Origin of the sequence: Chryseobacterium sp., from assembly GCF_045629545.1 — a bacterium.
Classification (GTDB): domain Bacteria; phylum Bacteroidota; class Bacteroidia; order Flavobacteriales; family Weeksellaceae; genus Chryseobacterium.
Window position 1 is genome coordinate 1 of the sequence record NZ_JAZQRK010000037.1, and the last position, 19855, is coordinate 19855.

At 34.0% G+C, this 19855-nt stretch carries 14 protein-coding genes and 2 tRNA genes; 8 read left to right on the forward strand and 8 right to left on the reverse strand.

Annotated elements, in window-relative coordinates:
- Positions 1–118 precede the first annotated feature (118 nt).
- A complete protein-coding gene (locus ACKI42_RS08385) occupies positions 119–616 on the forward strand; it encodes a hypothetical protein (protein ID WP_407404376.1) in 498 nt (165 codons plus the stop codon).
- Positions 617–705: 89 nt separating this feature from the next.
- Here the strand turns inward: ACKI42_RS08385 and ACKI42_RS08390 are convergent, their stop codons facing one another.
- The 6 genes from ACKI42_RS08390 to ACKI42_RS08415 all read right to left on the reverse strand — a co-directional run bounded on the left by ACKI42_RS08390 (position 706) and on the right by ACKI42_RS08415 (position 5421).
- The gene (locus ACKI42_RS08390; protein ID WP_407404378.1) at positions 706–1500 is read right to left on the reverse strand and encodes an alpha/beta hydrolase; all 795 of its coding nucleotides are present in this window, start codon (positions 1498–1500) and stop codon (positions 706–708) included.
- A 117-nt stretch (positions 1501–1617) separates the two neighbouring features.
- Positions 1618–1920 carry an MGMT family protein gene (locus ACKI42_RS08395; RefSeq protein ID WP_407404380.1) on the reverse strand — a complete coding sequence of 101 codons (303 nt, stop codon included), beginning with the start codon at positions 1918–1920 and terminating at the stop codon, positions 1618–1620.
- 363 nt (positions 1921–2283) lie between these two features.
- Complete coding sequence (locus tag ACKI42_RS08400) at positions 2284–3261, reverse strand: deoxyhypusine synthase family protein (protein ID WP_407404382.1); 978 nt, start codon at positions 3259–3261, stop codon at positions 2284–2286.
- A gap of 29 nt (positions 3262–3290) precedes the next feature.
- The gene (locus ACKI42_RS08405) at positions 3291–3953 is read right to left on the reverse strand and encodes a hypothetical protein (protein WP_407404384.1); all 663 of its coding nucleotides are present in this window, start codon (positions 3951–3953) and stop codon (positions 3291–3293) included.
- A gap of 45 nt (positions 3954–3998) precedes the next feature.
- Positions 3999–4391, reverse strand: coding sequence for an alternative ribosome rescue aminoacyl-tRNA hydrolase ArfB (gene arfB / locus ACKI42_RS08410; protein WP_407404386.1), 393 nt, complete (start codon positions 4389–4391; stop codon positions 3999–4001).
- 1 nt (position 4392) lies between these two features.
- Positions 4393–5421, reverse strand: a complete 1029-nt coding sequence (locus tag ACKI42_RS08415) for an AMP-binding protein (RefSeq protein WP_407404388.1) — start codon at positions 5419–5421, stop codon at positions 4393–4395.
- A gap of 98 nt (positions 5422–5519) precedes the next feature.
- Between ACKI42_RS08415 and ACKI42_RS08420 the strand changes: the two genes are divergently transcribed.
- Together ACKI42_RS08420 and ACKI42_RS08425 are read left to right on the forward strand one after the other, a co-directional pair.
- Positions 5520–5590 (forward strand) — tRNA-Gln (locus tag ACKI42_RS08420).
- Positions 5591–5723: 133 nt separating this feature from the next.
- Positions 5724–5794, forward strand: a tRNA-Gln gene (locus tag ACKI42_RS08425).
- Between the two features lie 45 nt (positions 5795–5839).
- On the opposite strand, the gene ACKI42_RS08430 is transcribed toward ACKI42_RS08425, so the two are convergent.
- Complete coding sequence (locus tag ACKI42_RS08430; protein ID WP_407404390.1) at positions 5840–6136, reverse strand: helix-turn-helix domain-containing protein; 297 nt, start codon at positions 6134–6136, stop codon at positions 5840–5842.
- Positions 6137–6320: 184 nt separating this feature from the next.
- On the opposite strand from ACKI42_RS08430, the gene ccoN reads away from it, so the two are divergent.
- The 5 genes from ccoN to ACKI42_RS08455 all read left to right on the forward strand — a co-directional run bounded on the left by ccoN (position 6321) and on the right by ACKI42_RS08455 (position 18164).
- The gene (gene ccoN, locus ACKI42_RS08435) at positions 6321–8600 is read left to right on the forward strand and encodes a cytochrome-c oxidase, cbb3-type subunit I (protein WP_407404392.1); all 2280 of its coding nucleotides are present in this window, start codon (positions 6321–6323) and stop codon (positions 8598–8600) included.
- Between the two features lie 25 nt (positions 8601–8625).
- On the forward strand, positions 8626–9504 hold the full coding sequence (locus ACKI42_RS08440; protein WP_407404394.1) for a cytochrome c: 879 nt from the start codon (positions 8626–8628) through the stop codon (positions 9502–9504).
- A gap of 371 nt (positions 9505–9875) precedes the next feature.
- Positions 9876–14903 carry a translocation/assembly module TamB domain-containing protein gene (locus tag ACKI42_RS08445; protein ID WP_407404396.1) on the forward strand — a complete coding sequence of 1676 codons (5028 nt, stop codon included), beginning with the start codon at positions 9876–9878 and terminating at the stop codon, positions 14901–14903.
- Positions 14903–17245 carry a BamA/TamA family outer membrane protein gene (locus ACKI42_RS08450; protein WP_407404398.1) on the forward strand — a complete coding sequence of 781 codons (2343 nt, stop codon included), beginning with the start codon at positions 14903–14905 and terminating at the stop codon, positions 17243–17245. The genes ACKI42_RS08445 and ACKI42_RS08450 overlap by 1 nt, the downstream gene beginning before the upstream one ends.
- 1 nt (position 17246) lies before the next feature.
- Positions 17247–18164 (forward strand): YihY/virulence factor BrkB family protein, encoded by a 918-nt coding sequence (locus tag ACKI42_RS08455; protein ID WP_407404400.1) that lies wholly within the window; start codon positions 17247–17249, stop codon positions 18162–18164.
- Positions 18165–18285: 121 nt separating this feature from the next.
- Here ACKI42_RS08455 and ACKI42_RS08460 read toward each other — a convergent pair whose 3' ends face one another.
- Positions 18286–19854 carry a SusD/RagB family nutrient-binding outer membrane lipoprotein gene (locus tag ACKI42_RS08460; protein ID WP_407404402.1) on the reverse strand — a complete coding sequence of 523 codons (1569 nt, stop codon included), beginning with the start codon at positions 19852–19854 and terminating at the stop codon, positions 18286–18288.
- Between the last annotated feature and the right edge of the window lies 1 nt (position 19855).

The window sequence follows — 19855 nt, forward strand, 5'->3', positions numbered from 1 at the left end:
TAAAAGATAATTTAATGTTTCGGCGGCGCCTTTTGCGCCCCCCTGAAACTGTTTTAATACTCGAGTTCTATACTATTTCAAAAAAAAAATTCGTTTATTTACTTAAAATCAAATATTTATGAGAATTTATTTTGCTAAAAAATTATCAATTTTATTACTACTACCAATTATGTTTTTATATTCAAGTTGTGAAAAAGATCAACATGAAGATACTGCAGATTTCTTGACTGTAAATATTGATGGAACGCGTCAAAAATTCATAAATGTTCTTGGAAAGTGGAATGGTAATTCTTTAGAAATCCGAGCGAATAAAACCATAAATAACGAGAATAAGGAAATTTTAATTAGCTTAATTAGTGATGCGCAAAAAGCAACTGCTGGCAATTATAGTTTGAATAACAATTCACCTTTTGTACTTTTTTCAAATTTCACTGGAGGAAAAATAGCTTATTCATTGAGTCCATCTACCCAGGATCAATTTGACCTCATCATTACAACGTTGAATAGCGAAAAGATTAGTGGCACTTTTAGTGGAGTTTTAGTCGCCTCAGATTCTACAGCAACCGATAAAATGATTCTGACTGAAGGCGTTTTCAATATGCCTATGAAACCTTAATTTCGAAAAAATTATATGAATTATTTTTTAAGTATTTTGATTTTAGGGGCGGCTTCGCCGCCCCTAAAATCAAAATACAAACTTCAAAATTACAAATTCCCAATTGCCTCCAAAACTTTTGCAGTTTCGTCTTTCATTGCTTGTATATGTTCGTTTCCTGCCTCCAAAAACACTTTTGGTTCTGCAGCATTTGAAAAATTACTTTCCCCGTGAGAAAAGGGAACCGTAGAATCTTTTTTGGTATAAATAAATAACTTTGGAAGTCCTTCGGTAGCTTTTAGATCTTCTTTAGCAGAATAAACTCCTGCCAAACTACTTTCGATAAAACTTTTAAACTGAGGAGCAAATTTTGAGGCAATATCTGCAAAAGAAGACATTCCACCATCAATGATTAATCCAGATAATTTGGATTTATTGTCTTTAGCCAAATGAGCTGCAATCTGCGAACCTAAAGAAGCACTGTAGATATAGATTTTTGTGTCTTTAATTTCAGGTTTTGTCATTAAAAAATCAAACAATTTTTGAGAATCTTCTGCAATATTAATATGGGTGGGTACTCCAGTGGATTTTCCATAGCCTCGAACATCAATCATGACTACTTGATAACCCACTTCCACCAAAGGCTTTGTAATGTATTGATAAGTCGTAACATTTCCTCCAGCTCCATGGAAAAACAATATTGTTTTGTTGTTACTTTTTACACTAGGTTTTGCAACATAAGCCGTAATGGTATCTTTTTCTACTGGAAATGATATGTTTTCTGAAATTTTCATTTCGAAGGGTTTCATTTCTTTCCAAGGCTGATAAAATTTATCATCCATCTGAGCTTGATAAAAATTGAAAGCGAATAATGCGATTAAACCTAAAGTTTTTAAGATGTTCATTGTCTAATAATTTTGTTGATCAAAACTACTCTATTTATCAATTGATGATCAAAAATAAATATCTGAATTGTAGATTTTTCCTGCTGAATTGTCATTTTAGATTTAAAATAAATCATCTTACATTGAAATTTCGTCCATCGGATTCCAAAATAACTTCTTAAAATTTTTTATTCGAAGGTTTTCTACTACAATTCCTTCTGCTTCTAGTTTCACTTGAAATTCGGGTACAGAAAGAATTCCTGAGCTAGAAATAACACGATGCGCCGGAACATCTTCCGGACAACCTGCCATTGCCTTCCCCACATGACGCGAATGATTGGGATAGCCTACAGTTTTTGCAATGGCTCCATAGCTAGTTATTCGCCCAAAAGGAATGAGTCTACTAACTTCCCAAACTTGCTTTTTGAATATTTCGTCCATGTTTTTAAATCAAATAATTGATATAAAATTACGAACGTATTTTAGATAATGAAGATTTTATTTAAGAATAGTTTAATAAAAACTAAATAGAAAATTGAATTGAATTATTTGATAACGAATTAAATTTCTAAGTGAGAAAATAATATCCGAGTGTTGTTTATAATGTTTTTTTGTAGAAAAAAAATCGCGTGAGGGATGCGGCGGGGACGACCGAAGGGAGTCGTGCGAAGCACCGTAGCGAAGCGAAGCCCAAAGCAGCCCGACCCTAGCGGTGGGAAAAGCATTGACGAGGGGCACGCCCCAAAAATAAAAATGCCCAACTAAAAAGCTGGGCATTGTGAACTTATGTTTTTGATGCTTTTATTATTCGTTTTCTAAGATATAAGAGAACATCAAGGGTGCACAGATAGTCGCATCACTTTCAACGATATATTTAGGTGTATCAATATCTAGTTTACCCCAAGTAATTTTTTCGTTCGGAACTGCCCCTGAGTAAGAACCGTAAGAAGTAGTAGAATCTGAAATCTGACAAAAATATGCCCAGAAAGGTACATCTTCCCACTCTAGATCTTGGTACATCATTGGTACCACACAAATTGGGAAATCTCCAGCGATACCTCCACCTATTTGGAAGAACCCTACACCTTTGTCACCAGAGTTTGCTCTGTACCATTCTGTAAGATAAATCATGTATTCGATACCCGATTTTACAGTGTGTACATTCAGTTTTCCTTTGATAACGTTTGAGGTAAAGATATTACCTGTAGTAGAATCTTCCCAACCTGGACAAACGATTGGCAAGTTTTTCTCTGCTGCCGCTACGATCCAAGAATCTTTAGGATCAATCTCGTAATATTGCTCTAGAACTCCAGAATTTACCACTTGGTAAAGGAATTCGTGTGGGAAATATCTTTCGCCTTTCTCTTCAGCTGCATGCCAAACATCTTCTAAGTGCGTTTGCAATCTTCTAAATGCCTCTTCCTCTGGGATACAAGTATCTGTAACTCTATTGAAGTGTTGATCTAGCAATTCTCTTTCTTGTTCTGGAGTAAGATCTCTATAGTTAGGAACTCTTTTATAGTGAGAATGCGCCACAAGGTTCATTACATCCTCTTCTAGGTTTGCCCCTGTACAAGAAATGATTTGAACTTTGTCTTGACGAATCATTTCTGCTAAAATTTTACCCATTTCTGCTGTTGACATTGCACCAGCAAGGGTAATCATCATTTTACCACCATCTTTTAGATGGGCTACATAACCTTTAGATGCGTCTACCAAAGCAGCAGCATTAAAATGTAAATAGTATTTTTCTAAAAACTCAGAAATTGGTCTATTGCTCATGTCGATTTTAATTTTTGCAAAGATAAAATTTAAAAACGGAAAGTGACAGCTGCACTTAAAGAAAGTCTACTCAAACCCTCTTTTTGGTCTTCTCCAAAGTCATACGTAACGCCATTGTACTTCATTTTACTCAGTGTACCACCCGAAAGTCCTACTTTTGGACCAATGAGAATATTTTGTAAGATTTGATATTGATAAGCAATGTTCATTTCAGCTCCGAATGTAGAACCTGTGCCCTTTACATCGCCTGTCTGCGTGGTGTACGTAATTACACCTAATGCCATATCTACAAATAATTTGTGCTTGGTTTCCTCATTGAGATTAGAAATAAGAACAGAAGGTCCAATAAAGGTAATTTGATCTTTGGTATGTACATATCCTGTATAACTATATCCGTATTTATCTTGTACAGTTATTTGTCCATCATTGGAAGCATTAAAAATTGAATATTTTACTCCGATACCCACTACATTTTTAAGTAAATAATAAGCAGAAATATCAAAATTCAATCCTGATTTTAAACCTTTGATGTATTCTTTTTCTTGAAATGACAATCCCTTTGGGGTCTCAGCAGTTCTCCACCCAAGTCCTACGGAAGGGATAATAGCAATCTTTGAATGTTTAGATTTTTCTTGAGCTAGAAATAGCGATGGAAATGCTAAAATCCCAAATAAGGTAATTTTTTTTATCATGAATTATTTTTTCTCAAAAATACCATAATTTTTCAGTCCTGAAAGTCAAAGTTTAAATCGTCTACTTTCTTTCTTATCGGAAAGCTTTTTTTTGCTATCCAATCTTTTCTCCTTCTTGGCATTAGAAGGTTTTGTTGCGATGCGGCGCTTAGGAATTATCAATGCTGCATTCACAATTTCCAAAATCTTTTCAATCGCCTTATTTTTATTCATCAGTTGCGTACGATTTTCCGAGACAGATAAAAAAAGAAAACCTTCAAGATTAATTCTATTTTTAAGTTTTTCTGTTATTAAAGATTTTTGTCGATCATTGAAAACTAGAGATTCCTCAACATTCCAAGTGACGGTCACAGAGGTTTCTACTTTGTTTACATTTTGTCCTCCTGCTCCACTGCTCCTGGATGTTTTGAAGTTGAGTTCTTTGGTAAAATCTCTCATGCTAGTTTTCTAATAATGTTTGCAATGCTCTCCTATTAACTTTATTATTGGGAGTTCTAGGTATTTGAGTAACAAATTGAATCTCTTTTGGAAAATGAAATTTTTTCTCAAACTGAATCGTTTTAAAAATTTTAAACATCTCATCACTCTCCTCGCCTTCCACTACAGCTATTAATTTTTGTCCTAATACCTCATCGTCGATACCCAAAAATACCACCTCATTCGGAATTTCTTTTTTTACTAATTTTTCCAATTCCTCTGGGAAAATTTTGGCACCACCAGAATTGATCACGTTATCTAATCTGCCTAGAAATCTAAATTGTTTATCATTTTTAAGTTCTATCACATCATTGGTTTTCAATATTTCAGCGTTCACTTTTGGGGCATAAATTTGTAAACAACCTCTTTCGTCTTTAGCAATAGATACGGAATCAAAAATGGTAAAATAACTTTCTGGATGAGGATAAACTTCTTTCAAGGCAATATGGGAAAGTGTTTCAGACATTCCGTAGGTTTCGAAAATCTTGGTTTTGGAGGGTAAATCTTTTAGTTTATTGTTAATTTTAAATTTTAAACTTTCAGAAATTTGAGCTCCACCAATAATTAGATTTTTTATGAGATGTAATTTGTCTAAAGAATTTTCTACTTGCAAAGGCGTCATCGCACAAAATTCAATTCTGGACTCCAGATTTTCTAATGGAGTTATGGATGGATTGGCGATGATAAGCTGAAGCTTTCTTTCAAAACTTCTTACCATCATCATTTTTCCAGAAATATACTCTATTGGGAGGCATAATAATGCGGTATCAGATTCTTTTAAATCTAAAAAATCGCAAGTCATTTTTGCAGAATTGCGCATTTTTTCTTTTTCGACTTCAAAAATTTTTGGAACGCCTGTGGACCCAGAAGTTTGTACTTTCACAGTTTGCGATGAAGAAATCCATTCATTTAAAAAAAAAATCACTTTTTCTTCAAATTCAGTTTGAAAATCTAAATTATTAATATTGAGATTATTGAAGTCTAATACCATGTTTGCTGCCTTTAAAAACTATTGTAAATTTATAAAAAAGTTTAAAAACTATTTGCAAGTAACGAAAAAAGCTGTAGATTTGCAGCATCAAAAGAAACAGACCCATGGTGTAACGGTAGCACTCTGGTTTTTGGTACCATCAGTTGGGGTTCGAATCCCTGTGGGTCTACAAACCATCCTTTTTTAAGGATGGTTTTTCTTTTTAAGATGATAAACTAAAAATTTAGAAAATTTTAGAAAAAAAACCAGAAAACATTTGCAATTACAAAAAAAAGATGTAGATTTGCATCACTAAAAAATACAGACCCATGGTGTAACGGTAGCACTCTGGTTTTTGGTACCATCAGTTGGGGTTCGAATCCCTGTGGGTCTACAAACCATCCTTTTTCAAGGATGGTTTTTTTATGCCTTTACCATTTTATTTTAAATAATTTTCAGGGATTTTCACATTATTCTCCTTCATATACTGAAGCAAATCATTATACTTTTCCTCATAATCATTATGTGAACATTGATGTGAAATACTACAGATATCAGAAGGCTTTATATCCAAAATAGCAGATATCTTAGTCAGAATATCTAGATTAATCTTTACTTTAGAATTTTCTATATCCGAATAGGCTTTTTGAGAAATTCCCATCTCAAACGCCATATACTCTTGGGTATAATCCTTGCCTCTTCTTATTTTCCTGATATTTTCTCCACACAATTTCATTGGTCTTCTGTTTTAGTAGTTTTCGGTATATTTTAGAAGTTTATCTAATAGCCTCAAACAAAGTTACTAAATACCTTTGTGAAAACATTAGACACGTACTATGATATTTATTGTACATGAATTCTCCAAAAGAGAATAATCATTAGACAGAATAAAAATCATTCTATACAACACTATTGGAAATATGGAGACGCAAAAATTTAATTATGACAATAATATTGTCAGAGCATTCTTGTATGCTACGATTGTATTTGGGATTATAGGTTTTATCTTAGGACTTACAGCAGCTTTAATGCTTTTTTATCCTGAATTGCCCGAATTTTTATTCGGCACAGATGACACCACCATTCAGAGTTTGAAAAGTGGAAACATACAAGGTCTTATCAACTCTCAAGGTGCACTTGGATTTGGTAGAATAAGAATGCTTCATACCAGCGCAGTGATTTTCGCTTTTGTTTGTAACTCTTTCTACTGTGGCGCTTACTATAGCATGCAAAGATTACTGAAAACAAGAATGTATAGCGATACACTATCTTGGGTTCATTTCTGGACATGGCAAATCATGATTATTGCTGTAGTAATTACCTTCCTAATGGGTATTAATACTTCAAAAGAATACGCAGAACACGAATGGCCAATAGATATTCTCATTACATTTTCTTGGGTAATATTCGGGATCAATATGTTCGGAACAATTGCTAAAAGACGCGTAAGACATCTATATGTAGCGGTTTGGTTCTATATCGCTACTTGGATCGCCGTAGCCATGCTGCATATTTTTAATAATTTGGAAGTTCCTTTATCATTCACAGGTTGGAAATCTTATTCTGCATACGCAGGAGTGAAAGATGCCCTTGTTCAATGGTGGTACGGTCATAATGCTGTAGCTTTTGTATTAACTACGCCAGTATTAGGATTAATGTATTATTTCTTACCTAAAGCTGCGAATAGACCTGTCTTTTCATACAAGCTATCTATCATACACTTTTGGTCTTTGATCTTCGTTTATCTTTGGGCAGGCCCTCACCATTTGCAATATACTGCACTACCTGCTTGGGCACAAGCAGTGGGAACTGGTTTCTCTATTATGCTGATTGCACCCTCTTGGGGTGGAATGCTGAATGGACTATTAACCCTAAGAGGAGCTTGGGACAAGGTAAGAGAAAACCCAATACTGAAATTCTTTGTAGTAGCCGTAACATGCTACGGAATGGCAACGTTTGAAGGACCATTATTAGCTACAAAATCATTAAACAAAATAGGACATTATACAGATTGGGTAATTGGACACGTACATCTTGGAGCTTTAGGCTGGAACGGATTTATGGCGTTCGGTGTAGTCTACTATCTTATCCCAATCATGTGGAGAACCGAACTTTGGTCTAAAAAATTAGCCAACTGGCATTTTTGGTTGGGTACTTTAGGAATTATCTTCTACGCAGTACCGTTATATATCGCAGGATTTACCCAAGGATTGATGTGGAAACAATTCAACCCAGATGGTACTCTACTTTGGAAAAACTGGCTAGATACTGTAACCGCTATTATCCCTTATTTTAAACTAAGATTCTTAGGTGGATTGTTTTATCTAGGTGGAGCTGTTCTAATGGTAGTAAATGTTTATAAAACCATAAAAGCAGGTTCTTTCCAGAAAAATGTACCAGCAGAAGCACCAGCATTGGCAAATATTGGAAGCGATAGAAAAGAAGGCGAAGGAGCTCACCTATGGTTAGAAAGAACACCATTATTACTTGGTATTTTATCTTTCATTACTATATCCATAGGAGGTTTGGTAGAGATTGTACCCACATTAACAGTGAAAAGTAATTTACCACAAATATCTGCAGTAAAACCATACTCACCGTTAGAATTAGAAGGTAGAGACCTATACATCAGAGAAGCGTGCAACTCTTGCCACTCTCAGATGATAAGACCTTTCCGAGATGAGGTAATGAGATTTGATGGGAAAAATGGTCAATATTCTAAAGCAGGCGAATTTGTATACGACAGACCCTTCTTATGGGGATCTAAAAGAACAGGACCAGATTTGCATAGACAAGGTGATAGGAATCCAGATTCTTGGCACTTCAAACACATGTACAATCCTAGAATAACCTCAGCAGGATCTATTATGCCACGTTTCCCTTGGCTGATTACCAACAAGCTAGATCGTTCTCAGATGATAGACAAAATATCTTTGATGAAAATTGTATTTGATGTTCCGTACACGAAGGCAGAAATAGATTCTGCAGAACAATGGGCAAACAACCAATCTGCAGCCATCGTAAAAAGAATTTATGCAGAAGCTAGTGATGTAAAAGATCAGATGGAAAAAGAAAAAATTGCCAAAGGTGCAGACTTTGTTCCACTAGAGCAAAGAGAGATTGTAGCCATGATCGCGTATCTACAAAGATTGGGTACAGACATTAAAACTACAGATATAAAAACAGCAAGCACAAAATAATTAAATCGTAAAATTTTTAAATAAAATGAAAACGAGAACTCCAATATCCATCTACATTGCTCTTACATTTGGTATTACTATATTAGCATTTGAGATGTTTGCACAAGATTCGGGATACTTTTCGTCAGTCTATTTTTGGATACTTTTAGTTATTGTAAACATTTTACTGCTCATCATGAACTCTATTGGTGATTTAGTAGAAAATCAAAAATTTGCCAAACTGACGGAAGTAGAGAAAAAACTATTTTTAGCCGAGAAAACTACCCCTTATTTTGTCAGACTTTGGAGTTCTGCTTTTAAAAAACAATCTCAATCTGAAGAGAAAGATCTATTGATAGATCATGGTTTTGATGGGATTACAGAGCTAGACAACTCGCTCCCAAAATGGTGGATTGGTCTATTTTATTTCGGAATAATTTTTTGCGCAGTTTATTTATTAGCATTTTCTTTTACAGATTATGCACACCCTGAAAAAGAATATCAAAAAGAGGCAAAAATGATGTTGGCATCCATAGCAGAATATGAAAAAAATGCACCTCAGATCAATCTAGAAAATGCAGTGTATAACGCTGATCATATTGCTGAAGGCGAACAGATTTTCAAAACCAATTGCGTGTCTTGCCATGCAGATGCAGGAAAAGGAGGCATAGGGCCGAATCTTACGGATAAGCATTGGATCAATATTAAAGAGAAAAGCTTATTCAAAAATGTATTTTGGATGCTAGAAAACGGTTCTCCCAATAATCCAACCATGAGACCATTTATTAAAGATGGAACCATTACTGGAAGAGATGCTGAGAAAGTAGCTGCCTACATCTATCACATCAATCAAGAACAAAACCCAATTACCGAAGCACAAGGTGGCGCAGCGCCACAAGGTGAAATTGCAAATTGGGAAAAATAAAATATTCATTAACCTTACTCTAAATAACAAACTATGAAGTAAAAACCTCCATCCGATTTATTTTTCCTATTGTCTATTCGACTAACATCTGAAACCTATTCACTTTTAAATATTCCCAAATATTTATTCACAATAGGAAACGTATTTCACTATAAAACCTGCTTCCCAAGAGCAGGTTTTGTTTTTTTTGCTTCACTAAATAATCAGGATTAATGCATCTTGGCAGATATGTTGCTATTTTATATTTGTAATATATCATTTGTTTACCAAATATTACAAAAAATGCATTATTTCGTAATCCCAACGATATCAACTAATAACTTTTCGGATTTTAGTAAAAGTTATTATTTATATTTGTGAAAACCTTCTGAATGTTGAAATCTAAAACAAGAATAAGAAAAATTATTAGAGGCATAGTGATTACGCTGATCTCATTACTGACCCTTTGTATTCTTCTGGTGCTAAGTTTGAGACTTCCTGCAGTGCAAAACTATGTAAAAGATAAACTGATTGTTTATCTGGAGAAAAAAATAAAGACAAAAGTAAAGCTAGACCGTGTATATGTAGATTTCCCAAACAGTTTGGTGATAGAAAATCTTTACCTAAAAGGACAAGAAATAGACACCTTATTAGCGGTAAGAAAATTTGATGCAGGATTAGACATTTGGAAATTAATAGATTCCAAAGCAGATATCACATCCATAGATTTAGAAGGAGTAAAGGCTAATGTGGTAAGAAAAGCAGATGGAAAATTTAATTTCGATTATATTACAGATGCCTTTGCTACTACAGACAAAGAGGAATCTAGCTCAAAGCCCTTCATCATTTCTTTAGATAAAATTAAATTAAAAGATATTGGCATTACCTTCAACGATTTGCAATCTAAAAATGATATCCAAGCCTATCTGAAATCTTTTGATACTCGAGTAAAAACATTTGATTTGCAGAAAAATGCTTATGCCGTAAATGATATCAATGTTGATGGTTTAAAATTAAAATTAAAACAAGGCCTTTTAACGGAAGTTTCTAATAAAGTGGAGAAAAAAGTAGATTCTCTGAACCAAAAGAAACCCATGAAAATTGGCTTAAAAGGCATCAATCTTACCAATTTTGATATAGATTATGGAGATGACAATAGTAAAACATTCGCAAAAATCATTTTTAAAGAACTCAGTACCGAAATTAACGATTTAGATCTTGAGAAAAATGCTTTCAATATTGGAGATATTCTATTAAAGGGAGCCAACATCCATGCAAACTTATTTTTAGCGAATAACGTCTCCTCCCCAGAACCACAACAAAACACGTCTACAGCCAAAAAAGAAGATGCCATCAAGATTCTTTTGGGCAAATTGATTTTTGATGATGTAAAAGTGGCGTATAATAATACAGCGATCGCGCCTACAAAAAGCGGATTGGATTTTAATCATCTTAATTTTGATCGTCTAAATGTTGAGGTGAGAAATTTTAAAATGGAAAATAATCAGTTTGCAGGAAGTGTAAAATCTGCTGAAATTTCAGAGAAAAGAGGACTGAACATTCAGAAATTCAATACCGATTTTGTTTACGAAAAAGAACAAGCTTACCTAAAAAACCTTTACCTACAAACACCTAAAACAGTTTTAAGAGATGAGGTTATATTAAATTACAATTCTGTAGAACAATTATCTAAAAATCTAGGAGCAGTAAGGATTTCTGCAAATATTCGAGATTCTAAAGTTGGATTTTCGGACATTATTACTATTGTTCCATCGCTTAGAAATACAGCGCCTTTCAACAAATATCCTAATGCTATTTTACAAGTTAATGCTAAGATCAATGGTACCGTAAACGATCTAGATATTCAAAATTTGAAAGTTTCTGGTATCGACGAACTGAAAGTTTTGGCTTCAGGAAAGATAAAAAATGCAATGAACCCTAGTCAGTTGTACTATGATCTAAAAATTGCAGAATTGTCTTCTTCTTCTAAAACAATCTATAATTTAGTTCCAAAAAATACAATCCCTAGCAATATTACTTTACCATCAAACATGAAAATAAGTGGAATTGCAAAAGGAACCACACAAGTGATTGCCACCAATCTAAAACTTGCTTCTACGCTAGGAAATGCAGCAGTAATTGCGAATTTAGATTTAAGAAGAAAAAACCATGAATTATATGATGTAAAAGCCAATTTGCAAAATTTACAAATAGGAAAAATCATACAAAATAAAGATGTAGGAGCCGTCACAGCACAAATTTCTGCTAAGGGTGAAAGCTTTGATTTTAAAAATGCAAATGCAAATCTTAAAGGTCATGTGAGTTCCGCCGTCTACAATGGTTACCGTTACCAAAATATGGTTCTTGTTGGGAAAATAAAGCGTGGCGTTTATAATATAAATTTGAATTCTAAAGATCCTAATGCCAATCTTCAACTTGTCGCATCTGGCATTTACAATGATAAAAATCCAACGGTTAAAGTTAAAGGAAATATCAACAAATTGGATATTCATAAACTAGGATTCTACGCAACACCTATGATTATTGCAGGTGCTGTAGATGGTGATTTTACGAATCTAAATCCCGATGAACTGAATGGATATCTTACTCTCCAAAACTTTGCAATTTCGGATACTAAAGAAGTTTTCCCAATTCAGGAAATGAACCTTAAAGCTACTTCTACAGCAGAATCTAACCAGATTAATTTTGAATCACAAATTGCAGATGTAGAACTAAAAGGTAAATATAAACTTACACAGATTTTCGGCGCTTTACAGCAAACCATTAATCAATATTATCAATTTCAAAAACCTGGAAAAACTCAGAAGATTCAGGTGGGACAATTTTTTACCATCAATGCAAAAATTAAAAATGATGATTTAATTAGAAAATTCGTTCCCGAATTGAAAAGTTTTGAAACCATTACATTGGATGGAGATTATAATGCAGACACACAGAAAATTCTTATCAATGCACAAATTCCACAAGTTTTGTATGGTGCAAATACGATTGAAAACGCGTCATTATCTCTTACTAATGAGAATAATGCACTTCAATATAATGTAAATGTAGAGGCACTAAAAAATGAAAGTTTTGCTTTAAACAAAGTAAATCTAATGGGTGACGTTGTCAACAATATCATCAATTATAATATAAGCACTAAAGATGATAAAGATGCAACCCAATTTTTGATTGCTGGAAATGCCAAATCTCTGAATGAAATCACCGAAATATCACTGAAACCCGATGGTTTAAAACTCAATTATATGGATTGGACCGTTGGCGAAAATAATAAAATACAAATTGGTAAAAACGGTATTTTAGCGGATAATTTCCGACTTTCCCATGAAGGCAGTGAAATATTATTACAATCTGAAAGTAACACAGCAAACAGTCCGTTGAATATCTCGTTGAAAGATTTTAAAATAGAAATCATTACCGAAATCATTAAAAAGGATTCTCTCCTAGCCAAAGGAACCATTAATGGGACGGCACAAGTAAGAGATATTACGAAAAACATGACCTTCAATACCAATCTTAAAGTAAGCGATCTTTTTGTATTCGGAAGTCCTGTTGGAAATATTGATGCTAAAGTAAATAGTTTGAGCAAAAGCCTCATCAATGCAGATGTGATTCTTTCAGGGAATGATAATGATGTAAAAGTACTAGGAACGTATGACACTTCTGCAAGTAGTTTTGATCTCAATTTAGCCATGAATAAACTTCAGATGAAAACGCTGCAAGGCTTTACGATGAATGCTATTGTAAACACAGAAGGTTTTATTTCTGGTGGACTAAAAGTAAAAGGAACTCCAGAAAAACCTTCAATTTTAGGGACACTCAAGATGAATAATGTGGGACTTCAAATAGCACAAACAGGAAGTGATTTTAGAAAAATAGATGACGATATTAGATTTACCAACAGAGGAATTGAGTTTGATCAGTTTAAAATAAATGATAATGATGGCAACTCTTTAAAGATCAACGGACAGGTTTTAACGCAAACCTATAGAGATTTTGCCTTTAATTTGGATCTTAATGCCAAGGATTTCAAGGTAGTGAATTCTCAAAAATCGAATGATGCCATGATGTATGGAATCTTAGCTATCGACGCTGCACTACAAGTACGAGGAGATTTAGATTTACCTAAAGTAGATGGAAAATTATCCGTATCAGAAAATACAGATTTCACTTTTGTGCTACCACAATCTAGCCCTTCATTACAAGAGAGAGATGGTATTGTAGAATTTATAGATCAAGATCAGGTTGCGCTTCAAAAAACAATTGTAGCAGATTCTTTAGATTCTCAAACGAAGTTTAAAGGGATGGATGTGAATGTAAACATCAATGTGAGTAAAGAAGCAAAAATGTCTATAATTATTGATAAGGCTAATGGAGATTTTGTAAAATTACAAGGTGAAGCAGAACTCACAGGCGGTATTGATCCTTCGGGCAAAACTACTCTTGTGGGAGTTTACCAAGTAGAAAAAGGAAGTTATGAGTTGTCTGTAAGCTTACTAAAAAGAAAATTCGACATCCAAAAAGGAAGTACCATTACATGGACGGGTGAACCCACAACAGCCAATTTAGACATTACGGCAATCTACAAAACAGAAGCTTCACCTATAGACTTAGTAGAGCAACAGTTGGGTTCTAGCTCTTCTGCAGAGTACAATATGTTTAAACAAAGAATGCCTTTCAATACATTATTAAAACTAAAAGGTGAGTTGCTAAAACCAGAAATTTCTTTTGATATCACTACAGATGAAAAAAATAATTCGGTAGCCAGCAATGTTACTGAAGTAGTAGACGCAAAACTTACACAACTAAGAAACGAGGAATCTGAGATGAATAAGCAAGTTTTTGCTATCTTATTACTTAACCGTTTTATTGGCGAAAATCCTTTCCAAAGCAACTCTGGTTTGTCTGCAGAAACATTAGCAAGACAAAGTGTTAGCAAGATATTATCTCAACAACTGAACAATTTAGCTTCTGATCTTATAAAAGGGGTTGATCTTAATTTTAACTTAGAATCGTCCGAGGACTATTCTACTGGTAAACAAAACACAAAAACTGACCTTAATATTGGAATCAGCAAAAAACTATTGAATGATCGTCTAAAAGTTTCTGTGGGAAGTAATTTTGGGCTAGAAGGCGAAGCTAGACAAAATGAAAACACGACTAATATCGCTGGTGATGTTTCCATAGATTATAGCCTATCCAAAGATGGAAGATATATGTTGCGTGCTTACCGTAAGAATGATTATCAGGTAGCCTTACAAGGTCAGATTGTGGAGACCGGTGTTGGATTTATCATTACCTTAGACTATAACCAATTTAAAGATATTTTTCAAAAATCGAGAAAATTCAGAAGAGAAAATCAAAAGAAAGAAAATAACCAAGTTGTAGAATTTAAATGATGAAAAAAAAATTAAACTTATATTGTAAATCTATTTTGGTTTCTGGTGCTACTGCAGCAGCGGTCTCGTGTAGCAATACCAAATTTCTAAAAGAAGGTCAGCTTCTATACACAGGCGCAAGCATCAAGATAGAAAATGATAGCTTATCTAAAAGTGAAAAAGCAAATCTAAAGACTGCATTAGAAGAAAATCTTACCCCAAAACCCAACTCTAGTTTTCTAGGATTGAAACCAAAATTATATGCGTATAATATAACCTCCGAACCTAAAAAAGAAAAAGGAATAAAATATTGGCTAAAGTATAAATTTGGAGAGAAGCCCGTACTTTTAGGTGATGTAGATAGGCAGTTTAATAAAGATATTATAGAGAATTATTCTGAAAACAAAGGATACTTTAATGCAAAAGCAAAGTATGATACGATTTCTAAAAATAAAAAAGCAAAGGTTCTTTATACCGTGAATCCAGGCACTAGATACCTCCTCAGTGACGTGAAATTCGCTAGAGATTCTTCTTTGGTAAATGGAGAAATTCAAAATTTAAAAGATAAGACGCTTTTAAAAATTGGACAACCTTTCGATCTTGATGTTATTAAATCTGAGCGAGAAAGAATAGATTCTGGGCTTAAAGAAAGAGGTTTTTATTATTTCAATCCTGATAACATTATCGTACAAGCAGATAGTACGGTGCAAAAAAATCATAAAGTAGAATTAATCGTTAAGCTAAAAGAAAATACGCCTACACAAGCCACAGAAGCCTATACGATAGATAAAGTGGTGGTATTTCCAAACTATAATCTGAGAGATGTAAAAAGGGGGAAATATCAAATCCCAATGACGGCTGACTCTCTATCTCAATTTGCTTTTAAAGATATTTACATTGTTGATCCTAGTAAAAAATTCAAACCCAAAATGTTTGATAGAGCTTTATATTTTGGAAAAGGAGATTTATACAATAGAAAAGACCATAATTTATCTCTGAATAGATTGATTAATCTTGGTGTATTTAAATTTGTAAAAAATGAGTTTGTTGTTTCAGATTCTACCAACCACAAGTTTGATGCTTATTATATTTTAACCCCAAAAGAGTTTCAATCTTTAAGACTAGAAGCACTAGGTAGAACAAATTCTGCTAACTACGCAGGAAGTGAGCTTAATCTTAACTGGAATCACAGAAATTTCTTTAAAGGAGCAGAACAGTTTAAAGCAGCAGTGTATGGTGCTTTTGACATCCAAATGGGTGGACCAAAGGACGCTGAAAATATTTTTAGAGCAGGAGCTAATGCGCAGCTGTCTATCCCAAGAATCGTAGCACCTTTTAAATTTAATTCTTCAAGTGCATTTGTACCAAGAACCAATATCAATATAGGATACGAATTTCAGAATAGAACATCTCTATACACCCTCAATACCTTTAATGCTTCATTTGGCTATGCGTGGAAGGAAAACGCAAGAAAGGAACACGAACTAAAAGTGATAGATGTTACCTTAGTAGACCCTGCTAATGTAACTCAAAAATATAAAGACAAATATATCAATAATCCTTATCTAGAGCGCGTTGTAGAACAACAACTTATTTTTGGACCTACCTATTCTTATACGTACACTACAACAATGCTTCCCAAAACTAATACTTTCTATTATAAAGGTATGTTGGATTTGGCGGGAAATATTACAGGTCTCCTTACGGGTGCCAACTATAAAGAAGATAAGAAAAAAGATATATTTGGAATTCCATTTAGCCAATATGCCAAGATAGAAAACGATTTTAGATTTTATCACAAACTGAACGAGAAAAACTTTATTGCAACCCGATTTATTGCAGGCGTGGCAATACCTTATGGGAATTCTGAATTCATACCATTCTCTAGACAGTTTTTTGTAGGTGGAAGTAATAGTATTAGAGCTTTCCGAGCGAGAACTTTAGGGCCAGGAAGTTTTGATCCTAGAAAAGCGAAAGATGCGAGTAGTAGCTCCAACTTTTTATTTGATCAATCTGGAGATGTTAAATTAGAATTGAATGCGGAATATAGAGCAAATTTATATAAATTTCTAAATGTTGCAGTCTTTGCTGACGCAGGAAATATTTGGTTGATCAATGAAGATAAAGACAGACCTGGCGCCAAGTTTTCAAAAGAATTTCTAAATGAAATTGCAGTGGGTGCAGGATTGGGCTTACGTCTAGATTTTTCAATCCTAATTTTGAGATTAGATGTTGCGATGCCAATACGAGTGCCTTATTACGAGAAAAATGACCGTTGGACATTCGATAAAATCAACTTCGGCGATGGAGGTTGGAGAAAAGACAATTTGATACTCAATATTGCAATAGGATACCCTTTTTAATATGATAAACGAACTTAAATTTTTCTGGCAAATCCTGAAGGAAACTTTTTCTGAATGGAATAATTCTCCAGCATCCAGCGATTCTGCAAGTTTAGCTTATTACGCCATTTTTTCAATTCCTGGGTTACTTATTATTATCATTTGGATTGCAGGTTATTTTTTTGGTGAAGATGCCATTAGAGGAGAAATCACGACGCAGATTAGCGGAATGATGGGTGAAGATGTAGCTAAAAGTATACAAGATATGGTAGCTGGCGCCTTGATAGATAAGCAAAATATATTTATGAAAATAGTTGGGATTGGATCCTTGGTTTTCGGGTCTACCACGCTATTCTTTCAATTACAGAAGACCCTAAATACACTTTGGGATGTGGAGGCTGCTCCCAAGAAGGCATTGGTGAAATTTTTATTAGATAGAGCGAACTCATTAAGTATGATTTTAATTCTAGGCTTCCTACTAATGATTACCATGGTATTATCTTCATTTATTAGTTTGTTTAATAACTTTATAACGACCTATTTTGGACTAGAAACCTATTTCATCGTAGAGATTGTAAATTTTGGAATTGGATTTTTAGTGGTCGTATTATTATTCGCTTTAATGTTTAAAGTACTTCCAGATGTTGAAATAAGCTTGAAATCTGTATGGAAGGGTGCATTACTAACTGCTGTACTATTTACAATAGGTAAGTTTTTGCTTAGCTTGTACTTTAGTCAATTCAAGCCGACTTCTACCTTTGGAGCTGCTGGAACGGTAATATTGGTCATGCTTTGGATCAACTATTCTTGCATGCTTATTTTTTTCGGGGCAGAATTCACAAAAGTATATACCTACAAAAAAGGCTATCGCATAGAGCCTTCCAAGCATGCCAAATGGAGCAATGCAAAATTATACAGGGACAGCCTAAAAGAAAAATAAATTACCTAAAAATAAAAATTCCTCAAGACTATTCTTGAGGAATTTTTATGAGGCAAAATCAATTCAACCAATAAAAAAACCGCCCGAAGGCGGCTTGTAAAATAATATTAAAAAGATGTTATTAGTTTGTATCCCAAATTAGTTTAGTGTTCATTTTATCGCCACCGATAGCAGATGCAGCTGCTTGATAGTTAGATGTATTTAAGTTCTTAACCTGAGTAGGATAGAAAATTCTTGTTGGTAAATCAGTTAATCCTGCAATTAGCGATGTAAAAATATAAGTAGTTTGTCCTGTCGCAGATGGGACGTTAAGATTGGCTGATTGTCCTGGAAGTAATAGCGTATTAGGGTATCCAGTTCTTCTATACTCTGCCCAAGCTTCTGCTGGTTGCATAAAAAGTGAAACATATTTTTGTGTCAATACATTTTGCTTATTTGCTGCAGGAAGTGATGCGACAAAGCTTGTTATCTTAGCATCATCTATGTCCCATCTTTGCAAAGATGCTTTCACTCCGTTTACATAATTGGTTTGCGACCATCCATTTGCTTCTGCTAATAGAAATTCTACCTCTGCATATTCCATAAAAATTTCTGTATAGGCAGGCTTTAATACACTTGCTCCAAAAAAACTTGCAGAAGAAGCCTGGCTAGCAGCTAAAGTACTTGGTAAACCATATGGCATACCGCTAATTTGACTTGCTGAAGCAGCTTCAGTCATGGTTTGGCCTCTTATATTTCCTATTTTAACTGAAGTTGGTGAAGCATATTTGAATAATCTTGGATCTTCACTAAATCCGCCTGTCTGTCCCTTAAGTAATTGAACAAAAGTTTTAGATATAGCAAAATCTGATCGAGATTGATACGTCAAGAAAAATGGTGAAGGGTTGACTAAATTATTTTCATAAGTCAAACCTACATTATCATTATTAGAAGTCATTACGCCAGATGCGATAGCATCTGTGATATGACCCGCAGCTGTTGGTACAACTCCTTTTACCCTAGTTGCAACTCTTAACCTAAGTGAGTTGGCGAATTTCTTCATTTTTGATGGATCATTTTCAAATATTTGATCACCTTCTATGAGAATATCTTTATTTATTTCAATCATTTCTGCAGCCTCTTTAAGCTCCTTCATTATGTCAGTGTATATTTTTTGCTGACTCGCAAATTTAGGTTGCAATGAGGCATCAATATCTAGTGCCTGAAAGTCTGCATCTTTATTGCCATAAGACCAATATGGTACATCTCCAAATGCATCTACCAAATTTAGAAACACATAAGAGAGCATAATTCTAGATGCTGCAATCTGATTTTTATTAGAACCATATGTAGACATTAATGCAGCAGTAGCAGGATCAGTATTTAATGATATTATTTTTTTATAGTCATTGGCTACATAATAAGATCTACGCCAATATTGGTCATCTGTACTTAATCTGTATTGATATCTATCTTCTTCTGTGTATTGTCTTTGTGCAGAGTATTGTACCCAAGGTAACATCATTCTTCCAGACACCCATCCATCTCTAGTGAAGTCCATATATTCTTTAGTTGCACTATTAAATAATCCTGTAGGTAATGGATTTTCTGTAGAATTTGGATTAACATCTATTTCATCAAATTTGTCTGCACAACTGTTCGATACAAATGCTATTCCCGACAGTGCAATTATAGTTACAATTTTTTTCATT

Excerpts from the sequence above, each read along its gene's own strand:
- ACKI42_RS08390 (WP_407404378.1), bottom strand. The coding sequence starts at position 1,500 with ATGAACATCTTAAAAACTTTAGGTTTAATCGCATTATTCGCTTTCAAT.
- ACKI42_RS08415 (WP_407404388.1), bottom strand. The coding sequence starts at position 5,421 with ATGGTATTAGACTTCAATAATCTCAATATTAATAATTTAGATTTTCAA.
- ACKI42_RS08440 (WP_407404394.1), top strand. The coding sequence starts at position 8,626 with ATGAAAACGAGAACTCCAATATCCATCTACATTGCTCTTACATTTGGT.
- ccoN (WP_407404392.1), top strand. The coding sequence starts at position 6,321 with ATGGAGACGCAAAAATTTAATTATGACAATAATATTGTCAGAGCATTC.
- ACKI42_RS08430 (WP_407404390.1), bottom strand. The coding sequence starts at position 6,136 with ATGAAATTGTGTGGAGAAAATATCAGGAAAATAAGAAGAGGCAAGGAT.
- ACKI42_RS08460 (WP_407404402.1), bottom strand. The coding sequence starts at position 19,854 with ATGAAAAAAATTGTAACTATAATTGCACTGTCGGGAATAGCATTTGTA.
- arfB (WP_407404386.1), bottom strand. The coding sequence starts at position 4,391 with ATGAGAGATTTTACCAAAGAACTCAACTTCAAAACATCCAGGAGCAGT.
- ACKI42_RS08385 (WP_407404376.1), top strand. The coding sequence starts at position 119 with ATGAGAATTTATTTTGCTAAAAAATTATCAATTTTATTACTACTACCA.
- ACKI42_RS08455 (WP_407404400.1), top strand. The coding sequence starts at position 17,247 with ATGATAAACGAACTTAAATTTTTCTGGCAAATCCTGAAGGAAACTTTT.
- ACKI42_RS08400 (WP_407404382.1), bottom strand. The coding sequence starts at position 3,261 with ATGAGCAATAGACCAATTTCTGAGTTTTTAGAAAAATACTATTTACAT.
- ACKI42_RS08450 (WP_407404398.1), top strand. The coding sequence starts at position 14,903 with ATGAAAAAAAAATTAAACTTATATTGTAAATCTATTTTGGTTTCTGGT.
- ACKI42_RS08395 (WP_407404380.1), bottom strand. The coding sequence starts at position 1,920 with ATGGACGAAATATTCAAAAAGCAAGTTTGGGAAGTTAGTAGACTCATT.
- ACKI42_RS08445 (WP_407404396.1), top strand. The coding sequence starts at position 9,876 with ATGTTGAAATCTAAAACAAGAATAAGAAAAATTATTAGAGGCATAGTG.
- ACKI42_RS08405 (WP_407404384.1), bottom strand. The coding sequence starts at position 3,953 with ATGATAAAAAAAATTACCTTATTTGGGATTTTAGCATTTCCATCGCTA.